The sequence below is a fragment of the Stenotrophomonas aracearum genome (assembly GCF_031834615.1).
In the GTDB taxonomy this organism is placed as follows: Bacteria; Pseudomonadota; Gammaproteobacteria; order Xanthomonadales; family Xanthomonadaceae; genus Stenotrophomonas; species Stenotrophomonas aracearum.
Genome location: NZ_CP115543.1, coordinates 1,259,062 through 1,279,175, shown reverse-complemented (window position 1 = coordinate 1,279,175; position 20,114 = coordinate 1,259,062). Strand labels below are relative to the sequence as shown.

Annotated in this window: 15 protein-coding genes and 1 tRNA gene; 5 read left to right on the top strand and 11 right to left on the bottom strand. The window is 65.4% G+C overall.

Features of this window, described 5'->3' with window-relative positions; genetic code table 11:
- Positions 1–40: 40 nt before the first annotated feature.
- A complete protein-coding gene (ffh, locus tag PDM28_RS05960) occupies positions 41–1,420 on the bottom strand; it encodes a signal recognition particle protein (protein WP_311184155.1) in 1,380 nt (459 codons plus the stop codon).
- 97 nt (positions 1,421–1,517) lie between these two features.
- On the opposite strand from ffh, the gene PDM28_RS05955 reads away from it, so the two are divergent.
- On the top strand, positions 1,518–2,312 hold the full coding sequence (locus tag PDM28_RS05955; RefSeq protein ID WP_102946759.1) for a cytochrome C assembly family protein: 795 nt from the start codon (positions 1,518–1,520) through the stop codon (positions 2,310–2,312).
- A gap of 20 nt (positions 2,313–2,332) precedes the next feature.
- On the opposite strand, the gene PDM28_RS05950 is transcribed toward PDM28_RS05955, so the two are convergent.
- From PDM28_RS05950 to radA, 3 genes are read right to left on the bottom strand one after another with little or no spacing between them, the layout of a single operon-like run.
- Entirely contained in the window at positions 2,333–4,633 is a 2,301-nt protein-coding gene (locus tag PDM28_RS05950; protein ID WP_311184154.1) for a tetratricopeptide repeat protein, read from the bottom strand.
- 40 nt (positions 4,634–4,673) lie between these two features.
- A complete protein-coding gene (locus tag PDM28_RS05945) occupies positions 4,674–6,530 on the bottom strand; it encodes an ATP-binding protein (protein ID WP_311184153.1) in 1,857 nt (618 codons plus the stop codon).
- A gap of 55 nt (positions 6,531–6,585) precedes the next feature.
- Entirely contained in the window at positions 6,586–7,962 is a 1,377-nt protein-coding gene (radA, locus tag PDM28_RS05940) for a DNA repair protein RadA (RefSeq protein ID WP_311184151.1), read from the bottom strand.
- 169 nt (positions 7,963–8,131) lie between these two features.
- On the opposite strand from radA, the gene PDM28_RS05935 reads away from it, so the two are divergent.
- Complete coding sequence (locus PDM28_RS05935; RefSeq protein ID WP_311184150.1) at positions 8,132–10,189, top strand: putative bifunctional diguanylate cyclase/phosphodiesterase; 2,058 nt, start codon at positions 8,132–8,134, stop codon at positions 10,187–10,189.
- A 276-nt stretch (positions 10,190–10,465) separates the two neighbouring features.
- On the opposite strand, the gene cyoD is transcribed toward PDM28_RS05935, so the two are convergent.
- Genes cyoD through cyoA form a run of 4 tightly spaced genes read right to left on the bottom strand, consistent with a single transcriptional unit; the run spans position 10,466 to position 14,518 of the window.
- Complete coding sequence (gene cyoD / locus PDM28_RS05930; RefSeq protein WP_311184148.1) at positions 10,466–10,813, bottom strand: cytochrome o ubiquinol oxidase subunit IV; 348 nt, start codon at positions 10,811–10,813, stop codon at positions 10,466–10,468.
- Positions 10,813–11,454 (bottom strand): cytochrome o ubiquinol oxidase subunit III, encoded by a 642-nt coding sequence (gene cyoC / locus PDM28_RS05925; protein WP_070208362.1) that lies wholly within the window; start codon positions 11,452–11,454, stop codon positions 10,813–10,815. The genes cyoD and cyoC overlap by 1 nt, the downstream gene beginning before the upstream one ends.
- Positions 11,451–13,448, bottom strand: coding sequence for a cytochrome o ubiquinol oxidase subunit I (gene cyoB, locus PDM28_RS05920; protein ID WP_102946791.1), 1,998 nt, complete (start codon positions 13,446–13,448; stop codon positions 11,451–11,453). The genes cyoC and cyoB overlap by 4 nt, the downstream gene beginning before the upstream one ends.
- A gap of 8 nt (positions 13,449–13,456) precedes the next feature.
- Positions 13,457–14,518 (bottom strand): ubiquinol oxidase subunit II, encoded by a 1,062-nt coding sequence (gene cyoA, locus PDM28_RS05915; protein WP_311184147.1) that lies wholly within the window; start codon positions 14,516–14,518, stop codon positions 13,457–13,459.
- Positions 14,519–15,281: 763 nt separating this feature from the next.
- Between cyoA and PDM28_RS05910 the strand changes: the two genes are divergently transcribed.
- Complete coding sequence (locus PDM28_RS05910) at positions 15,282–15,626, top strand: SymE family type I addiction module toxin (RefSeq protein WP_311184146.1); 345 nt, start codon at positions 15,282–15,284, stop codon at positions 15,624–15,626.
- 52 nt (positions 15,627–15,678) lie between these two features.
- Complete coding sequence (locus PDM28_RS05905; protein WP_311184145.1) at positions 15,679–15,900, top strand: hypothetical protein; 222 nt, start codon at positions 15,679–15,681, stop codon at positions 15,898–15,900.
- 18 nt (positions 15,901–15,918) lie between these two features.
- On the opposite strand, the gene PDM28_RS05900 is transcribed toward PDM28_RS05905, so the two are convergent.
- On the bottom strand, positions 15,919–16,923 hold the full coding sequence (locus PDM28_RS05900; protein ID WP_311184144.1) for a 2-hydroxyacid dehydrogenase: 1,005 nt from the start codon (positions 16,921–16,923) through the stop codon (positions 15,919–15,921).
- Between the two features lie 395 nt (positions 16,924–17,318).
- On the opposite strand from PDM28_RS05900, the gene PDM28_RS05895 reads away from it, so the two are divergent.
- Positions 17,319–17,675: a hypothetical protein gene (locus PDM28_RS05895; protein WP_311184143.1), complete on the top strand. Its 357-nt coding sequence runs from the start codon at positions 17,319–17,321 to the stop codon at positions 17,673–17,675.
- Positions 17,676–18,256: 581 nt separating this feature from the next.
- Here PDM28_RS05895 and PDM28_RS05890 read toward each other — a convergent pair.
- Both PDM28_RS05890 and PDM28_RS05885 read right to left on the bottom strand, forming a co-directional pair.
- Positions 18,257–18,332, bottom strand: a tRNA-Thr gene (locus PDM28_RS05890).
- A 159-nt stretch (positions 18,333–18,491) separates the two neighbouring features.
- Entirely contained in the window at positions 18,492–20,096 is a 1,605-nt protein-coding gene (locus tag PDM28_RS05885; RefSeq protein ID WP_311184142.1) for a beta propeller repeat protein, read from the bottom strand.
- Positions 20,097–20,114: the final 18 nt, after the last annotated feature.

Here is a 20,114-nt window from a genome sequence, read left to right as displayed (position 1 = left end):
CGCCGACAGAAACTGTCGGCGCGTTCGAGGATTCGCGGGTTCACCGGAAGGGGAGGCCGCCGCGGCCGCCCATGGCGCCCATCATGCCCTTCATGCTGCGCATCATTCCCTTCATGCCGCCGCCGGCCATCTTGCTCATCATCTTTTCCATCTGCTGATACTGCTTCATCAGCTTGTTGACGTCGGCCGGGGTCAGGCCGGAACCGCGCGCGATGCGGGCGCGGCGCGAGCCGTTGAGCAGGCCCGGGTTGCGGCGTTCCTTCTTGGTCATCGAATTGATGATGGCGATCATGCGCGGCACTTCCTTGCCCTGGCTGACCTGCTGCTTGAGGTGCTCCGGGATCTGGCCCAGGCCCGGCAGCTTGTCCATCAGGCCGCCGATGCCGCCCATGTTCTGCATCTGCTCGAGCTGGTCGCGCATGTCGTTCAGGTCGAACTTCTTGCCCTTGGCGACCTTCTCGGCGAGCTTCTGCGCCTTGTCCTTGTCGACCTGCTGCTCGACCTGCTCCACCAGCGACAGCACGTCGCCCATGTCCAGGATGCGGCTGGCGATACGGTCCGGGTGGAACACGTCCAGGCCGTCCGGCTTTTCGCTGACACCGACGAACTTGATCGGCTTGCCGGTGATGTAGCGCACGCTCAGCGCGGCACCGCCACGGGCGTCACCGTCGGTCTTGGTCAGCACCACGCCGGTCAGCGGCAGCGCCTCGCCGAAGGCCTTGGCGGTATTGGCCGCGTCCTGGCCGGTCATGGCATCGACCACGAACAGGGTTTCGGCCGGATTGACCGCTGCGTGCAGGGCCTTGATCTCAGCCATCATCGCGTCGTCGATGGCCAGGCGGCCGGCGGTATCGACCAGCAGCACGTCCACGAACGACTTGCGCGCATCGTCAATCGCCGCGCGCACGATGGCTTCCGGCTTCTGGTCGGCGCTGGACGGGAAGAACAGCACGCCGACCTGGTCGGCCAGGGTCTTGAGCTGCTCGATCGCGGCCGGACGGTAGACGTCGGCCGACACCACCATCACCTTCTTCTTGCGCTTGTCCTTCAGGTGCTTGGCCAGCTTGCCCACCGTGGTGGTCTTGCCCGCACCCTGCAGGCCGGCCATCAGGATGATCGCCGGGGCCGGCACGTTGAGGTTCAGGTCCGAGGCGGACGAGCCCATCACCGCGGTCAGTTCGTCGCGGACGATCTTGATCAGCGCCTGGCCGGGGGTCAGCGACTTGAGCACTTCCTGGCCGACCGCGCGCACCTTGATGCGCTCGACCAGTGCCTGCACGACCGGCAGGGCGACGTCGGCTTCCAGCAGCGCGATGCGGACCTCGCGGGTGGCCTCGCGGATGTTTTCCTCGGTGAGGCGACCGCGGCCACGCAGCCGCTCGATGGTGCCGGAGAGGCGCTGGGTCAGGGACTCGAACATGGAGGCAACCTGTTCAGAACGAAAGACAAAGAGACCCACAGTATAGCCGGTCGCCGGGCCGGGCCCGGGGCCACGCGTTGTATGAGAAACTGGCACGATGACAATCGTTCTCATCGCCACCCTGCTCTACCTGACCGCCACCGGCCTGCTGGTGCGCGCGGTGGTGCGCGATGACGCCGCCGCCTCCCCGGGCTGGCTGTGGCCAGCGATCCCGGCCATGGTCCTGCACGGCAGCTACCACGCGCTGGTGGCCATCCGCACCAGCGGCGGGCCGGACATGCACTTCTTCGCGGCGCTGTCGCTGGTCGGGCTGGGCATGGCCTGGCTGACCTCGCTGGTGGCCGCGCGCGGGCGCATGGCGACGCTGGGCGTACTGGTGTTCCCGATGGCGGCGGTGCTGCTGTGCGCGTACCACGCCTATGGCCACGCGCCGAGCAAGCCGCTGGGCTGGCAGCTGGCCACGCACGCCTGGATGGCGCTGCTGGCCTACGCCACGCTGAGCGTGGCCGCGCTGCTGGCGATCATGCTGTGGCTGCAGGAACGCGCCCTGCGCCGTCGCGACTTCCGGCCCTGGCTGCGTGCGCTGCCGCCGCTGGCGGACCTGGAGTCGCTGCTGTTCCGGGTGATCGGGGCAGGCTTCGCGCTGCTGACCCTGACCCTGGTCACCGGGGTACTGTTCGTGGACGACCTGCTGGCGCAGAAGCTGGTGCACAAGACCGTGCTGAGCGTGCTCTCGTGGATCGTGTTCGGCGTGCTGCTGATCGGCCGCCGCCGTTACGGCTGGCGCGGCGCCAAGGCCGTGCATTGGACGCTGACGGCGATGGCGCTGCTGCTGCTGGCGTTTTTTGGCAGCCAGTTTGCGATCGAGCTGGTGTTCGGGCGCTCCCGCTAGCCGGTTGCGCCCTTTGGGCCCTACAGACCGTACCGCTCAATGACGTCCAGGTGTGGCTGTTCGTCCTGATCGCACGACTCCGCCAAGCGCAGCCAGCACATGCGGTGAGGCCAGCCAACAGTGGCTTCGAGCAGGAAGCGGTGCAGCACCAGCGGTAGCTGCCCGCGCGGTTGGGCGACGGTGAACAGAACGCCCGGCAGCGCAACGTCGCCAGCCTGCGTGTCGACCACCTCGTAATCGTCCCGGTTATGGGTCCACAGCTTCCAGCCCTGGGCCGCAACGGCCTCGGAGAATGCGTTCCACGCCTCTTCGCCGGGATGCACGCCGTCCACCAGCCAGCTGGTTGCATAGCCGCCCTCTTCCAGCAGGTGGATTTCAGGATAGGTCGGCATGAAATGCCTGCGTTCGTCCTCATCTTCCGGCGCCGGGTAGACCAGCGCTGCGTCGAAGACGACCCAGTCGCCGACCCGCTGGCGGCGGTTGGACGGTGCGTTTTCCACGATCCGGGCCGTGACCGGGCCGGTGCGGCGTGCGTAGTATTCGATCGGATCGTTCGGGTCCATGGAGCGGATGATCACGGTGCCCCAGGCCTCCTCGACCACACCTTCGCTGCCCTCCAGTGCCATGCCAAGCGCGGCGGCCGACGCGCGTACGGCGTCCCAATCGCGGGCGGCGCTGGCGGCGGTCATGTGGTCCCAGTACGCACTGCGCGGCGCATCCGTCGCTTCTGTGAGCAGACGATAGTGGGCGGCGGCGTCCTGGAAACGGCCCATCGACATCAGCGCCCCGGCCAGCAGGCTGCGCGCCTCCTGCGCGTCGGGCGACAGCGCAAGCAGCGCCGCACAGGCCTGCTCCACTGCCGTCCAGTCAGACAGCTTGTGCGCCATCCGGGCATGACACCACAGCGCGAACGCTGGCACCTGCCGTTGGTAGTGCCGCACCAGCCGGTCGAGCCCGACCTGGTCGCCGCGCTCCACCAGCATGCGCGCCAGGGAATACGCCGGGGCGACATCCTGGTGCGGATGGCGCTCGACAAAGGCCCATAGCAGTGCGAGCGCTTGCTCCCCGGCACCACAGGCAGCCAGTGCCGAGGCCGCCATGTCCAGAAGCGCGGCATCCTCCGGCCGTTCCTGGGTAGCCTGCAGAAGCCACTGCGCCTCGCGTTCCGGGTCACGCCCGCTTCCGTCCTGCCCTGCCAGCCACTCCAGAAGCAGCTCGGCGGGCACCGGCGCGGAGGCCGCAGCCGGAGCGGCGTCGATCTCCGCCGCCATCGCCGCCACCGCCTGCGCAGCACCTCGGTCCTGTCGCAACCGGGTCACGTGCTCACGGGCGAGCGCCAGATGGCGTCGTGCACTCCACGGCGCGCCACGCTGCAGCGCCATCTCCACGCACAGGCCCGCGATTTCCACCACCATGCGGTGCGCGCCAACCTGAGCGAAGTGCGCCAGGGTCAGGCTGAGCCGGCGCCCCAGGTCCCAGCTGTTGCGCTCGGGTGCCCTGCGTACCAGCAGGGCCACCGTGTGCGCCCACATGCGGCGGTAGTTGGGCGACAACTGCGCCCAAGGCACCATCGCCTGCAACGCTTCGTCGTCGCGGCCCAGCTGCGCCAGCGCCCACGCGCGCGACTGCCGGCGTGGCACGCTGCAGTTGGCCGGTTCGTCGTAGTCGCCTGCGTCCACCTCGCCCTGGCGCTGGTCGATCAACGCCAGCGCCTCGGCGGCGCGACCACTTCCAAGCAGGATCTTCACGCGCATCTCCGGAAAGCTGTCGTCGACCGTGCCGCCGTGGGCAAGCACTGCGCTGGCCTGGGCATCCAGGTAATCCAGCGCCCCCTGGCTGTTGCCGTCGTCCATCATCGCGTCCGCCCGCTCGCAGCTCAGGCACTGGTAACAGGCCCAGCCCGGGTCGATCCGCGCCAGCGTTTCGTCGCACACCTCGATGCGTTCGGACACCCACCCCGGTCCGTCGATATTGCCGTAACAGGCGGCCAGGTCCTGGGTGACACACACCGACTGGGGACACTCCACGGTATCGGGGCGATGGGCACGTTCGAACAACGCAACGGTATCGCCCAAGGCCGCCTCGCCCTCGAGGCGATTGCCTACCCGGTTGCGCAGTTCCCAATGGCCCACGAATACCTCCACCCAGGGATTGGCCAGCGTCTTGCCGAGCGCGCGCGCTTCCGGCAGCAGCGCATCCACGCGGTCCATGCGCAGCTCGCAGACCTCATCGGTCAAGCGCGTCAGCAACTGCGCGCCCTGTGCCTGTCCTGCCTCGTCGAGGTCGTCCTGAAGCTTCCCCACCCAGTTCCAGATATCCACGCGTTGCCGTCCTGTGTTGCGTATCGTTGCAATGTAAGTTTCAGCGCGCCTGCAGCATCTGCTGCACCGCATCGGCAATGCCGCCGAATGCCCGATTGAGATCACCACTGGCCACGCCGTCGTCCTGCGCGCGCCCCTGCGCGCCGAGGATGACCTTCACCGAGCGCAGCAGGCGCGCAGCCGCAGCCGCCTGCGGGTGGTCGGCGCGCATTGCGGCCAGCAGCGCGCGCACGGCCGGATTGTCCAGGTTGAGGTACAGGCGCGTGGGTGACCGCGCGGTAATCCGGGCGGTGAACTGGCGCGCCAGGCGCAGCGCGGCCGTCGAGACGCGCTTGTTGTTTTCGTCGTCTTCCAGGCGGCGCTTCAGCTCGGCATCGCGATCAGGCACCACCACCACCGGCAGCTCGAGCGGGCTGAAGTGCGCGGGCAGCAGCTGCTCACCGTCGCCCAGGTGCGTCTGCAACCAGTCGAGCTCCACCTCTGGCAGGGTGTCGGTACGGAACAGCGCCCGGTTTCCCTGTTCGGTGCCCAGCTCTACCAGGCGAACGCCCTTGGCCTGGGCCCAGCGGCGCAGGAAAGGCACCACCGCATAGCGGTTGCCATGCGCCACCGGTACACCCATCGCACGGAACAGCATTTCCTCGAAACCGCCGCCGCTGTCCAGGATCACGTGGACCGCGCCCCCCGACCTCAGCTCACCGGCCTTGACATCGCCGTGCGAGCTGGGGATGCGTACGTGCTCGAGCAGCAGCGAAAACAGGCGCTCATCGCAGAGTGATGCGCCCAGCAGCGCTTCATTGTGCCGCGCCAGTATCCGGCGCCAGGCCTCGGGCTGCTGCATGGCGATGCCTGCCAGCCCGTCGATCAGCGCTTCCGACAAGGCGTGCTGGACCGCGTGGTAGATGTCATCGCGCTGCAGATCTTCGCGGCTGGCGGTGGGCGTCAGTCGGCCGGACTCTATGACGCCGCCGATGAAGCCGGCCCAGGGCGGCAGGAGATCGCGCGCATCGTCGTCCAGCAGCATCCCGCGCACGAACACCGACAGGTTGCGGTTGTCGCTGGTGCCGTAGGTTGCGCCATCCTGTACCCATAGGAGCCCCACCGCGTCGCTCTGAACTCCGGCACCCAGCGGCATGCAGGCAATGGGTTCGAAACTGCGCTCGAACTGCGCGGCAAACTCCAGCGCGCGGCGCTGCGCCTGCAGTGGGTGCAGTGCGACCCCCGCCCGTGGGCGCCAGGGCGGCGGCTCGGGATTGACCGCGCGCGGGTCCTGGCCGATGTGGATCGGTTCGCCCAGCAACGCGCAGTAGCGTGCCAGGATGTCGCGCAGCCTGGACTCCTGCGCGAGATGGGCGTAGCCGGGATGCAGTTCCAGCACCACCTCGGTGCCGACCGCGCGGGCCGGCATCGGCGACACCGTGTACTGCTCCGCATTGCTGGAGACATAGCAGTGGCCCAGCGCGGGCTGCTGGTAGGACGTGGTGCGCACGGTCACCCGACGCGCCAGTACGAACGCGGAAAGGAACCCCAGCCCGAACATGCCGATCAACCCTTCGTCGTCGGCGCCCGCCTGGCGCAGGCCGCGCGTATAGCCCACGCCCACCGTAGCCAGGTAATCGTGGATCTCCTGCTGGGTCAGGCCCGCACCGGTATCGATGATGCGCACGATGCCGTTGGCCGCGTCGCCGCGCACCTCGATCCGGCCGGCTTCCTGCCAGCCAGGCTGCTCCAGGCGCCGCCGCAGCAGCGAATCGTGCGCGTTCTGTACCAGCTCGCGCAACGCCACCACGGGAGTGGAGTACAGGTGCTTGCCGAGGACCGTCATCAATCCATTGAGGTCGACCCCGGCGCGGCGGATCTCGCTGGGGCCGGTCACATCCAGGGCGTCGTCTTGCATGCAGTCGTTTTCGTGGGATCCAGTAGCGGAAAACTAGCACAGCAGGGCGACGGATTCAGATCGCGTCGATGGCCTCTGACAGACGCTCTACCGCGATTACTTCCATGCCTTTCACGCTGCCGGTCTTCGGCGCGTTCGCCTTGGGTACGATGGCGCGCTTGAAGCCATGCGTGGCGGCTTCGCGCAGGCGGTCTTCGCCGTTGGGTACCGGCCGGATCTCGCCGGAAAGGCCGACTTCGCCAAAAGCAATCGTCTTCTCGGCGAGCGGCCGGTCCTGCAGGGACGACAGCACCGCCAGCAGCACCGGCAGGTCCACGGCGGTTTCCTGCACGCGGATGCCGCCCACCACGTTCACGAACACGTCCTGGTCGCCGACCAGCACTCCGCCGTGGCGGTGCAGTACCGCCAGCAGCATCGCCAGCCGGTTCTGTTCCAGGCCCACCGCCACGCGGCGCGGGTTGGACAGTGGCGAGGCGTCCACCAGTGCCTGCACTTCAACCAGCAGCGGCCGGGTGCCTTCGCGGGTGACCATCACGCAGCTGCCCGGCTGACGGGTGCTGCCGCCGGAGAGGAAGATCGCCGAAGGGTTGGAGACTTCCTTCAGGCCCTTCTCGCCCATCGCGAACACGCCCAGCTCGTTGACCGCACCGAAGCGGTTCTTGAAGGCGCGCAGCAGGCGGAAGCGGCTGCCGCTCTCGCCTTCGAAGTACAGCACCGCGTCCACCATGTGCTCGAGCACGCGCGGGCCGGCGATGCCGCCCTCCTTGGTCACGTGGCCAACCAGGAACACGGCGGTGCCGGTTTCCTTGGCAAACCGCACCAGCCGCGCCGCACTCTCGCGGACCTGGCTCACCGAGCCCGGCGCAGCAGTGAGCGATTCGGTCCAGAGTGTCTGCACCGAGTCCGCCACGATCAGCTTCGGCTTGGCCGCGCTGGCGTGCTGCAGGATGGCCTCCACCTGGGTTTCGGCCAGCGCGTGGACGTTGTCCAGCGGCAGGTCCAGCCGCACCGCGCGCCCGGCCACCTGCGACAGCGACTCCTCGCCGGTGATGTACAGCACCGGCAAGCCGGCGGCCATCTTCGCCACCGCCTGCAGCAGCAGCGTCGACTTGCCGATGCCCGGGTCGCCACCGACCAGCACCACCGCGCCTTCGACCAGGCCGCCGCCGAGCACGCGGTCGAACTCGCCGATGCCGGTGCTCACGCGCAGGTGTTCGGTCTGCTGCACGTCCTTGAGCGCCATGATCTTCGGCGCATCGACCTTGCCGGCCCAGCCCGAGCGGCGCGCGGCGGGCGACTTGGCAGCCACCGCGCTTTCCAGCGTGATTTCGCTCAGCACGTTCCAGGCGCCGCATTCGGTGCACTGTCCCTGCCACTTGCTGTATTCCGCGCCGCACTCGGTGCACACGTAGGCGGTAAGCCGCTTGGCCATGTCAATTCCAATTCATTCTCTGTCGGGCAGGATAGCCGAGCCGCGTCGCAGCAACCGAGACGTGCGCCCAACCGCCGGCTGAACGCCCCCACTCAATCTTCCGCCGCCATGGCCGATACCGTGGCGGGCGCCCGCGCCTTTCCTTCCCCATGTCCCCCCAGGCTTCTCCATGACCGGCACCTACAGCCAGAGTCTCGTCGTTTTCTCGCTGCTGGTTGCCATCCTCGCCTCCTACACGGCGCTGGACATGGCCGGCCGCCTGGCCAGCACCGAAGGCCGCGTGGCGCGCTGGTGGCTGGCCGGTGGCGCCGCCGCCATGGGCCTGGGCATCTGGTCCATGCACTTCGTGGGCATGCTGGCCTTCCACCTGCCCATTCCGGTCGGCTACGACCTGGCCATTACCCTGTACTCGCTGGCGGCGTCGGTCGGCGCCTCGGCCTACGCGCTCTGGCTGGTCTCGCACGCCGCACTGCCGTGGCCACGGCTCATAGCAGGCGCGGTGTTGATGGGGCTTGGAATCGCCTGCATGCACTACCTCGGCATGGCCGCCATGCGCATGGAACCGGGCATCGAGTATGACCCGTGGTGGTTCGCCGCTTCGCTCCTGATTGCCATCGTTGCGGCCGGCGCGGCCCTGTGGATCGCCTTCCGCCTGCGCACCGAAACGCGCCGCCCGATGCTGCTGCGCGGGCTGGCCTCGCTGGTGATGGGATTGGCCATCGTCGGCATGCACTACACCGGCATGGCCGCAGCCCACTTCCCCGAAGGCAGCATCTGCGGCGCCGTCTACGCCGACGGCCTGGATACCAAATGGCTGGCAGTGCTGGTCATCGTCACTACCCTGGGCACGCTGGGCATCGCGCTGATCGCCTCGCTGTTCGACCGCCAGATGCGCACCCGCACCGGCATGCTGGCCGAGTCACTGGCCCAGGCCAACGAGAAGCTCATGCAGGCCGCCCTGCACGACCCGCTGACCCAGCTGCCCAACCGCATGCTGCTGCAGGACCGTATCGAGCAGACCATCGAGAAGGCCAAGCGCCGCAACTTCAGCTTCGCGGTGATGTTCTGCGACCTCGACGGATTCAAGGCGGTCAACGACGCCTACGGCCACCAGACCGGCGACAAACTGCTGATCCAGGTCAGCGAACGGGTCAAGGGGCTGCTGCGCGGCCACGACACCTTCGCGCGGCTGGGCGGCGACGAGTTCGTCATCGTGATCCAGCTGGACGTACCGGAAGATGCGGCCGAAATCGCCGAGCGCATCATCGCCACGGTGGGCGAGCCGTTCGAGATCGACGGCGTGGAGCTGCAGGTCACCGCCAGCCTGGGCATCGCGATGTACCCGACCGACGCCACCACCGAGCGCGAGCTGATGGCGCACGCCGACGCGGCGATGTACCACACCAAGGACTCGGGCCGGAACGGGCATACGTTCTTCACCGAAGCCATGCACGTCAGCGCCAACCGCCAGCTCAAGCTGCTGCAGGAGCTGCGCCGCGCGATGCAGCGCGATGAAATGGTGCTGCATTACCAGCCCAAGTTCCGCGCCGACGGCGGCGGCGTGATCGGGGCGGAAGCCTTGGTGCGCTGGCAGCATCCGGGTCTGGGCTTGCTGGGCCCGGACACCTTCATTCCCATCGCCGAGCGCAGCGGCCTGATCCTGCAGCTGGGCGACTGGGTGCTGGACCAGGCCTGCGCGCAGCTGCGGCAGTGGCACGACGCCGGGCATCCGGACTGGTCGATGGCGGTGAACCTTTCGCCGCTGCAGTTCGCCTCGACCAATCTGCTCGAAACGGTGAAGACCACGCTCGAAAAGCACGCGTTGGCGCCGCACTTCCTCACCCTGGAAGTGACCGAGACCACGGCGATGCAGGACGTGGAAGCGAGCCTGCAGATCCTGCATGGCCTGACCGAGATGGGGGTGAAGATATCCATCGACGACTTCGGCACCGGCTATTCCAGCCTGCTCTACCTCAAGCGCATGCCGGCCACCGAACTGAAGATCGACCGCGCCTTCGTGCGCGAACTGGAAGAGAACGCCGAGGATGCGGCGATCGTTTCCTCGATCGTCGCACTGGGCCGCTCGCTGCAGCTGCAGATCGTGGCCGAGGGCGTGGAGACCGCCGGGCAACGCGCGTACCTCAACGAGCTGGGCTGCGACCTGCTGCAGGGGTATCACCTGGGCAAGCCGGTAGACGCCGAGGAGTTCCTGCGCAACGCCGCGTGATGCATGGAAATGGCGGGATGCGCTGACCGGTAGGGTCGGTTCCCAAACGACCGCCGATACCCCGTCAACGTCCGGTAACGCATGACCTGTGACGGAAACGCGCCTTCGCCTGGAGGTCACGCGTTAAAGAACGTTGCACCGTCATCGGCGGTCGTTTGGGAACCGACCCTACCGATGATCGCCATCCCACAACGCGGATATCCGCCGACCGATTCACGACACACAAAAAGGCCGCCCTTCCGGGCGGCCTTTCTGCTTGCGCGACATCCGAAGATGTCAATGCATCATGTGCATGTTCATGTTGTGCATGACCCACAGCGTGCCGGCGACGATGATGCCGATCACCACGACGGTGAAGGCCGCCGCACTGACGTTCCAGCGCTGTTCCGACGAGCGGTTCAGGTGCAGGAAGAACACCAGGTGCACGAAGATCTGCAGGATCGCGGCCACGATGATGATCACACCGGTGGTGAACACCGGCAGGCCGCCCTTCATCACGGCCCAGAACGGGATGATGGTGAGCACCGCCGCCAACAGGAAACCGACCAGGTACGACTTGACGCTGCCGTGGCTCTCGCCAGCGGCGCCGTGGCCGTGGTCGTGTGCGTGATTGTCATGTGCCATTACAGCGCTCCCTTCAGGTAGACGACGGAGAACACGCCGATCCAGATCAGGTCCAGGAAGTGCCAGAACAGGCTCAGGCACGCCATGCGGGTCTTGTTGGTCGGGGTCAGGCCGTTCTGCTTGATCTGGATGAACATGATCAGCAGCCACAGCAGGCCGGCGCTCACGTGCAGGCCGTGGGTGCCCACCAGCGCGAAGAACGCCGACAGGAACGCACTGTGGTCCGGACCGAAGCCCTCATGGATGAGGTGGTTGAACTCCCACACTTCCATGACCATAAAGCCGAAGCCCAGCAGCCAGGTCAGGCCCAGCCACAGGTACATCTGGCCGACCTTGTGCTTGTGCAGCGCGATCATGCCCAGGCCGAAGGTCAGCGAGGACACCAGCAGCAGCGTGGTTTCCCACGCTACGAAGGTCAGGTCGAACAGGTCCTTCGGACCCGGGCCACCGTTGGTGCCGCCGGCCAGCACGATATAGGTCGCGAACAGGCTGGCGAAGATGAGGCAGTCGCTCATCAGGTACACCCAGAAACCGAAGACGGTGTTCTCGCCGGTGTCGTGGTGTTCGTGGTCGTCATGGCCATGGGCCGCCGCGTGCGCGGCGTGCCCGTGGTTCACGGTGTTGGCGATAGTGCTGCTCATGCCTGCAACTCCGATTTCACCAGACCCTGCGCCTGCAGGTGACGGCGGTGCTCAGTTTCGATGCGCTCCACTTCGGCAGCCGGCACGTAGTAATCCACGTCCTTGTCGAAGGTGCGCCAGATGAAGGTGCCGATCATGCCGACCAGGCCGACGATGGCCAGCCACCAGATGTGCCAGATCATCGCGAAGCCGAACACCAGGCTGAAGGCGCCGATCACCACACCGGTGCCGGTGTTGCGCGGCATGTGGATGTCGGTGTACTTCGCCGGGCGTTCCCACGCCTCACCACGCTGCTTGCGCTCCCAGAAGTCGTCCAGTTCGGTGACCTTGGGCAGCGAACCGAAGTTGTAGAACGACGGCGGCGAAGAGGTTTCCCACTCCAGCGTACGGGCGTCCCACGGGTCGCCGGTCAGGTCGGCGGTCTTCTTGCGGTCGCGGATCGACACGGCCACCTGGATGATCTGGCACAGGATGCCAGCGCCGATGATCGCGGCACCGAAGGCAGCCACGATCAGGAACGGCTGGTATTCCGGGTTCGGGTAGCTCTGCATGCGACGGGTCATGCCCATGAAGCCGAGCACGTACAGCGGCATGAAGGCCACATAGAAGCCGATGAACCAGCACCAGAACGCCGCCTTGCCCCAGGTTTCATTGAGGCGGAAGCCAAACATCTTCGGCCACCAGTAGGTGATGCCCGCGAACATGCCGAACACCACGCCGCCGATGATCACGTTATGGAAGTGCGCGATCAGGAACAGGCTGTTGTGCAGCACGAAGTCGATGGCCGGAATGGCCAGCATCACGCCGGTCATGCCGCCGATGGTGAAGGTGACCATGAAGCCGATCGTCCACAGCACCGGGGTGGTGAACTGCACGCGACCGCGGAACATGGTGAACAGCCAGTTGAAGATCTTCACACCGGTCGGGATCGAAATGATCATCGTCGTGATGCCGAAGAAGGCATTGACGTTGGCACCCGAGCCCATGGTGAAGAAGTGGTGCAGCCACACGATGAAGGACAGCACGCCGATACAGGCGGTGGCGTACACCATGCCCTTGTAACCGAACAGCGCCTTGCGCGAGTAGGTGGCGATCACTTCCGAGAACACGCCGAAGGCCGGCAGCACCAGGATGTAGACTTCCGGGTGACCCCAGATCCAGATCAGGTTGATGTACAGCATGGCGTTGCCGCCACCGTCATTGGTGAAGAAGTGCGTGCCCAGGTAACGGTCCAGGGTCAGCAGCACCAGGGTGACGGTCAGCACCGGGAACGCGGCGATGATCAGCACGTTGGTGACCAGCGCGGTCCAGGTGAACACCGGCATGTGCATCAGCTTCATGCCCGGGGTACGCATCTTCAGGATGGTGATGAAGAAGTTGATACCGCTCAGTGTCGTACCCAGGCCTGCAACCTGCAGGCCCCAGATGTAGTAGTCGACACCGACCCCCGGGCTGTACTCCTTGCCCGACAACGGCGGGAAGGCCAGCCAACCGGTCTGCGCGAACTCGCCAACACCCAGCGAGATCATCACCAGGCCCGCGCCCGCCACGAACAGCCAGAAGCTGAGCGAGTTGACGAACGGGAAGGCCACGTCGCGTGCGCCGATCTGCAGCGGCACCACGACGTTCATCAGGCCGGTGATCAGCGGCATCGCCACGAAGAAGATCATGATCACGCCGTGGGCGGTGAAGATCTGGTCGTAGTGGTGCGGCGGCAGGAAGCCTTCGGCGCCATTGGCGGCGATGGCCTGCTGGGCACGCATCATGATGGCGTCGGCAAAGCCGCGCAGCAGCATGACGAAGGCGACGATGAGGTACATCACGCCGATCTTCTTGTGGTCGACCGAGGTGAACCACTCTTTCCAGAGATAGCCCCACAGCTTGAACTTGGTGATGACCGCCAGCAGGAGCAGACCACCGATGCCCGCGCCTACCAGCGTGGTCATGATGATCGGGTCGTGCGGGATGTCAGCGAATGTCAGTTTACCCAACAGATTCATGCTTATTCTCCCGAGCCCGCGTGGCCGGCGTGACCGGCGGCGGCGTGCTCGTCTGCAGTGTGTTCGGCATGGTCGGCCGCCGAAGCGCCGGCCGGAGCCATTGCTGCGTCGTGGCCTTCATGGTCACCGGCCGGCATTTCATGGCCTTCGTGGCTTTCGCCCGCAGCGCCGTGCGACATGCCCGTGTGGTTCATGCCGTAGTGCTGGTTGTTGCCCATGTGCTTGGCGATGACCCAGTCGAACAGGCCGGCTTCGCTGCTGCCGAAATAGGTCACCGGGTGCCAGTCGTGGTTGCGGTCGGCCACCAGGGCGGCGAACGCTTCCTTGTTCAGCGTGCTGGACTCGGCGCGCACCTTGGCCAGCCACTGCTGGTACTGCTCGTTGGTCACCGAATGCGCCGTGAAGTGCATCTTGCTGAAGCCCGCGCCGCTGTAGTGCGAGGACATGCCCGGGAACTCACCGATCTCGTTGGCGATCAGATGGAGCTTGGTCTCCATGCCGGTCATCGAGTAGATCATCGTGCCCAGCTGCGGGATGAAGAACGCATTCATCACCGAATCGGACGTGATCTTGAAGTTCAGCGGGGTATCGACCGGGAAGGTGATCTCGTTGACCGTCGCGATGTTCTCTTCCGGATAGATGAACAACCACTTCCAGTCCAGCGAAATGGCTTCGATCACGACCGGCTTGGTCTCCGACTCGAGCGGTCGGTACGGGTCGAGCGAGTGCGAGGAGCGCCAGGTCAGCACGGCCAGCACCAGCACGATCATGCAGGGGATCGACCACACCACCACTTCGATGGCGGTGGAATGCGACCACTTCGGCTCGTAACGGGCCTTGGTGTTCGAGGCACGGTACTTCCAGGCGAAGGCGAGGGTCATGATGATGACCGGCACGACCACCAGCAGCATGAGCACGGTAGCCGTGATCAGCAGCGTCTTCTGGTCATGGCCGATCTGGCCCTTCGGGTCGAGAATGGCCGAACTGCAGCCCGTCAGGAACACGGACAACGCCAGCAGCAGGCCCGGGCGCAACCAGCGCCCAAGGGGTTTCAACGGAATCATCGGTCGATCCAATTGCGTAGGGAATGCCATCTCAAGCGCGCCCCGCCAGCCAAAGGCAGGTGTACCGGTCCCAGGGGGCGGCACGGAGGACGTACATGTCAGCCCCCTGATTTTATGCCGTTATGCACCATTTAAGAAGTCCATTGACAATGATCTGGCGCAGGAAGAGCCCGGAAATGGCTGCGACACGTTGTCGCACGGCGCGCGCAGTTGCCGAATTCGGCAAAGTCGCGTGTACATGTATAGACATGAACTGCGTCACGGGCGGAGATTCCGCCAACGGCGGCCGGGCAGAGCCCGGCGCTACGGGGTCACGTCGCTCCCGCGGGTAGAGCCGGGCCCTGCCCGGCTGGAACCGCCGACGCACTCAAGACCACCCACGCGCCCATCCCGACATCCCCCTCCCCCACTGGCGCGCACGCGATCGCCTCTGTCGCCGCCCCCAACTGTGCCCACGGTCACACCCCAAAGCACCATTCCACGCGCTGCACGGGCCAGTCACGTCAATCAGTAGGCACAGCCTATCGAAATCGAAAAATCAACAGAAACAATCACTTTGCCTCATCCGGCAGATCTGCCCAAGGTCGGCCCCGGAGCTCAAAACTCCGTACAACCAAAAATAGTGGATGTCCCATGTCGGGAGGGCGGCTAATACAAGACCCTTCACGGGGGAATACGCCCGCCGTCTGGTTGTGCACGGTTTTGACCTCCCGACGCCCTCGCCCTAACCGGCGAGGGCCATTCCCTTGATGGAGGCAAACACATGACGCTCGCTCCGGACCCTTCGCCCCTGGAACCGCCCACCCCGCCGTTGCCGCTCCTGCCCCGCTACCGGCCCCGCTACGCCCACAACATCCGCGCCATGCCGCAGATCGACGAGCACTGCCGCGACAAGTTCGGCCCCCTCCCCCTGATCACCCTGAGCGGCGCCTGGATGCGGACCTTCGGCTTCACCGTCGGCGCGCAGGTGCGGATAGAAGCCTTCCAGGGCCGGATCGTCATCACACCGCTGTGGAACGGCGAGCCCCTTGGGCTCATGAATGGCGAGCCCGAAAAGCCCGTCGTCCGCTACACCGGCGTGGAAGACCGGGAGGCCAAAGCTGCCTAGCCAGTCGGCCCCCTACTACCACGTGGATGCCACTGGCTACTCGGATGACCCCATGAACCGTCGCCCTCGACCCGATTGCAGCGCCGCTCTCAAGCGGGCTCGCGAACATGCCGCATACACCGAATTTCTGCGCCAAGGCATCCAGGTAGCACGTGCTGATCCCCGTCCGGGCTTGTCCAGAAAAGAGGCTGCGCATCACATGGGCCAGGTTAAAGCCGGCCTGGAGGCACGCCTGGACGTCGCCTTGGCGGGCAAAAAGGACGCGAAAGAGTGACGGGAAGTCCAAAGCTGCCTACGCAGCCGTCACCGTGTTGGTGCACTCCACCCCATTGGCGAAGTCGGACAGATTGCCCAAGGTGATGCTGCAGATCTCCTGCAGCGCCTCGACCGTGAAGAACCCCTGGTGACCGGTCACCAGCACGTTCGGGAACGTCATCAGGCGCTGGAACAAGTCATCGTCGATGATCTCCCCAGAGAGGTCCTGGAAGAACAGTGCGCTTTCCTGCTCATACACATCAATGGCCAGGTGGCCGAGGTGGCGCGACTTCAATGCGCGCACCACCGCATCGGTATTCACCAGTCCACCGCGCGAGGTATTCACCAACATCGCGCCCGGCTTCATCCGCCCCAGCGACTCCTCATTGATGAGGTGATGCGTGTCCGGCGTGAGCGGGCAATGCAGCGACACGATGTCCGAACGGGTCAGCAGCTCGTCCAGCGCCACCGCTTCACCAATTTCTGCAAACGCAGGCGATCGGTATGGATCAAACCCCAGCACAGTGCAGCCCATGCCCTTCATGATGCGCGCGGTGGCCAGGCCGATTTTGCCGGTACCCACGATGCCCACGGTCCTGCCATGCAGGGTGCGCCCAAGCAGCCCGTCCAGCATGAAGTTGCCTTCGCGCACCCGGTTGTAGGCCCGATGTGTATGCCGGTTGAGCGTCATGATCAGCGCCAGTGCATGCTCCGCCACCGCCTCAGGCGAGTACGCCGGCACGCGCGCGACGAACAAGCCCAGCTGCTCCGCTGCTGCGATGTCTACGTTGTTGAAGCCCGCACAGCGCAGCAGTACCGCACGCACGCCCAAAGCATGCAGGGCGCGTAGCACCGGTGCGTCCAGGCGGTCGTTGACGAACACACACACCGCCTGGCAATCCTGCGCAAGCGTCGCGGTCGCCAGGTCCAGGCCCACATCGAAGTACTCAAACGTGAAGGCATCTGCCGTACCTCCCTGCTGGTTGGCGGCCTCCAGAAAATGGCGGTCGTAGGGGCGAGCACTGAAAACTGCAGTCTTCATGGCGAGTCCTGGCGGAGGCATGCCAAGACGTTAACCCATTCAGGCCGCCTCCGGAAAAGCCGCATGCCCAACATCAACCGGCTTGCGCATGAAGGCATGCGCTGTACCGACGGGTCTGGTCCACTTCGACGACGACGGCAACCTGGTCGCGCTGCGCGCGTTACATCCAACACCTGCTACGACTGATACATCGACCAGGTGCCGCAGATCACTTGGGCATGGGGGTGGTGCAGTCCTTCCTGGACTCGTTCAAGGAGTTCCAGCCGCGCCAGAAGGCGGCGTCCTTTATCCTGGACCACGCGTTGCAGAAAATCGCCGACGCCACCTCAGGGGGGCGTTGAACCCGGCTGCTGACGGCCCCATGATCGGAGACAGACCCCACGCGAGTAAGCTCCGTGCCCCTGCCCTCCTTTCTGCGCAGCATTACCGCCAGCACGACCGGTCGCCGGGTGCTGGCGGTTTCCACCGTGGTTCTGGTACTGCTGCTGGCTTGCAATCCCGAGCTGGCGCCGCTGGCTGCGCTCGTGGATATGGTGGGGCTGGATGTTTTGGCCCTGCTACTGGGCAGCCAACTGCTGGCCACCCTGCCCTGGGTTGCGGACCACTCCCAGCGAGCGCTTGATCCCGCGCGCCGTGCAATGGCCGGCCTGGCGGCAGGTGCAATGGGCGGTTATCTGCGCCAGCTTCTGTTCGGGCTGGCGCAGAGAACGGTGACGATCAACTGGCGGTTAGGTGGACGCGTCAAAAGTTGACGCCCTCCTCCTCCATCACTTGCCTGCGCGGCGGCGGAAATTCAGGAAGAGAACAACTGCAACGACGGCTGCAACCGGCAGCGCCAGCATGACGAGCACGATCAGCCAATGCCAGATTGAGAAGCTTCCCATGTGTGGTTCAGTTCCTTTGAAGTAGACCTCAACCGTACAGCCCCATCGACCGCTTGGGAACTGTCCGCCTTGATCCAACACTCCGGCAACGCGGTCTCGAGCCGTGCATCGCGGAGACCACCGCTGATCGACGTGGTGTCGCGTCGTCTCAAGGAGTGACACCGACCGCCGTTAGCCTGTGCTGATGACGACAAGCCAACACGACACCACTACCCACGGGCGCGCAGAGCGCGCCGGCATGTTCAATCACATGTGCTTCGGACCTGACCGCCGATCTCCTGAGGAACAGCAGGAGGCGCAGCGAAAGGAGCACGCGCGACGGACCGGCAGAGGCCGAAACGATTGGTGGAAAAAGCAGCCCTGAGGGTTACGGCAGGTGCCTGGCAGAAGCGACGGCCGATCCGCACAAACAAAAAGCCCCGACCTAGGTCGGGGCTTTCCGCTGAAACTGGTGCCGGAAACAGGAATCGAACCTGCGACCTACGCATTACGAATGCGCCGCTCTACCAACTGAGCTATTCCGGCCAAGCAGGCAATTCTAAGGGGGTGGGCGCGAGGGGTCAATCCGCCTCTGCGGATAGGCCCCTGGCCGGCTGAACGGCTGGCCGAAAAGGCGCTCGGCGGCTCAAGTCTCCTGAACCATCCGTGCCCTGCTCGCCGTAGGATCAGCCAGGCCGGACGCATTCACTGCGCGGAAAACTCGACCTTCCAGGCACCGTCGCGCAACGCAAAGATGCTGGAGTCGGCGGCCATGCACAATACGGGGGTCTCGACGTTCACGCGCATGGGCTTGCAGTTGAATGGTGCTTCGCCTGCCATGTCCCAGTCGTCCTTCTGCACCGAGTAGGCGTAGAGCTCCCACTTGCCACCCCAGGTGCCGACATTCCAGCGACTTGCCCAGCCCGAGGTGGCGGTATCCATCTGGAGGTCCTGGATCACATAGGGTGGCCGGCCAATCTGCTGCCAGCTCTCTCCGCGATTGGTCGAGTAGTAAACCTTGGAGAACGCCCCCTGGTTCCAGAGCGCGGCGACAACGCCGGTGGATGGGTTGACCCGAAGCGTGGACGTCCGTTCCCGTGGCGCAATCGCCCTCCACTGCCCGGTGGACAGGTCCAACCGCTGCGGGGTGTTGCCGGCCAACAGGTAGTAGCGATCGTCTACCAACTGCCCCTGCGGGGACGTCCAGCCCCATCTTTCATTGGCCTCCAGCGGCCACTCGCGGGAAAGCTTCAGGTCACTGAGGTCATCGTGTTGCGCAACATACACCCGCAGGCGCACCGTTTTGGCCTGCCGCTGCACCTTGACACTGGCCAGGACGCGCGTCGCCTCGAATGCATCGACGTTCTCCACGGTGGTCACGACCCAGTGCGAACCTGCGTGGTCGATGTCCACCACCGAACGCATGCTGCCCAGTGATGCGAGCGGGGTCCAGGTGGCGCCGCCGTCGCGTGATTCACGGATGTACCCGTCATCGCTTCCGGCGACCAGGCGGCCGTCATGCGCTTCCACCAACATGATCTTGCGGAGGGTGTCCATGCCGACGTTGCTCCACTGGCCGTCTGGCGTGCGCCTGCGCAACTGCCCGAAGTCGGCCGGGAAGTACATCGTTCCATCGGGGAGCAGGGCCGGCTCATCCTGCACGGGCGCCGTAACGGTGCGCACCAGGCGGAGAAATTCTTCTGGATCCTTGGCGGCGGTAAGCGCCTCGATCGTGGATGTCTTGTTGACCTTGCGGTCGTACATCATCAGTAGATCGGCGACCAGGCCCAGGCCGGTAATTGCGGCGCCGTCTTCCATGGCGGGCGACAGGGAGGGCGTTGCGGGCCGTAGCGGTGCGGGGTCCACCAGCAGAGAGGCGAATGACTGCGTTGCGGCGAGCACGCCGCCCGAATGCTCGGCCTGGGTGATGGGCATCACCATGGTTTTGTAACCACCGACATTGACGGCGACATAATCGCCGAGGTCGGTGACCCGTCCTGGCTTGACCTCGAACGTCGGCCCGTCCTTCCACTTCAGAAGGCCCCAACCGGCAATGCGGTAACTGCCCGCCGGCAACCACACGCCCGACGCCTGCATGCCCGCAACTGGCGGAACGGCAGCTGTCATGTCGATGCGGAATTCGCGCTTGCTACCCACGGGGCTGACGACAACGACATCGCGTCCTCCCTTGGAGAACGACGCATAGGCATACCCGTGAGTCGCTACCAGCTTGGCAGGATCCTGGGGGGCACTCACGGCGATACCCGGCACTGCCAACAGCAGGGCCACTACGAACAGCAGGCTGCGCATACGATCTCTCCCTGAATT

Excerpts from the sequence above, each read along its gene's own strand:
- PDM28_RS05905 (WP_311184145.1), top strand. The coding sequence starts at position 15,679 with ATGAACCGTCGCCCTCGACCCGATTGCAGCGCCGCTCTCAAGCGGGCT.
- ffh (WP_311184155.1), bottom strand. The coding sequence starts at position 1,420 with ATGTTCGAGTCCCTGACCCAGCGCCTCTCCGGCACCATCGAGCGGCTG.
- PDM28_RS05955 (WP_102946759.1), top strand. The coding sequence starts at position 1,518 with ATGACAATCGTTCTCATCGCCACCCTGCTCTACCTGACCGCCACCGGC.
- PDM28_RS05885 (WP_311184142.1), bottom strand. The coding sequence starts at position 20,096 with ATGCGCAGCCTGCTGTTCGTAGTGGCCCTGCTGTTGGCAGTGCCGGGT.
- PDM28_RS05910 (WP_311184146.1), top strand. The coding sequence starts at position 15,282 with ATGACGCTCGCTCCGGACCCTTCGCCCCTGGAACCGCCCACCCCGCCG.
- radA (WP_311184151.1), bottom strand. The coding sequence starts at position 7,962 with ATGGCCAAGCGGCTTACCGCCTACGTGTGCACCGAGTGCGGCGCGGAA.
- cyoC (WP_070208362.1), bottom strand. The coding sequence starts at position 11,454 with ATGAGCAGCACTATCGCCAACACCGTGAACCACGGGCACGCCGCGCAC.
- cyoA (WP_311184147.1), bottom strand. The coding sequence starts at position 14,518 with ATGATTCCGTTGAAACCCCTTGGGCGCTGGTTGCGCCCGGGCCTGCTG.
- PDM28_RS05935 (WP_311184150.1), top strand. The coding sequence starts at position 8,132 with ATGACCGGCACCTACAGCCAGAGTCTCGTCGTTTTCTCGCTGCTGGTT.
- PDM28_RS05900 (WP_311184144.1), bottom strand. The coding sequence starts at position 16,923 with ATGAAGACTGCAGTTTTCAGTGCTCGCCCCTACGACCGCCATTTTCTG.
- PDM28_RS05945 (WP_311184153.1), bottom strand. The coding sequence starts at position 6,530 with ATGCAAGACGACGCCCTGGATGTGACCGGCCCCAGCGAGATCCGCCGC.
- cyoD (WP_311184148.1), bottom strand. The coding sequence starts at position 10,813 with ATGGCACATGACAATCACGCACACGACCACGGCCACGGCGCCGCTGGC.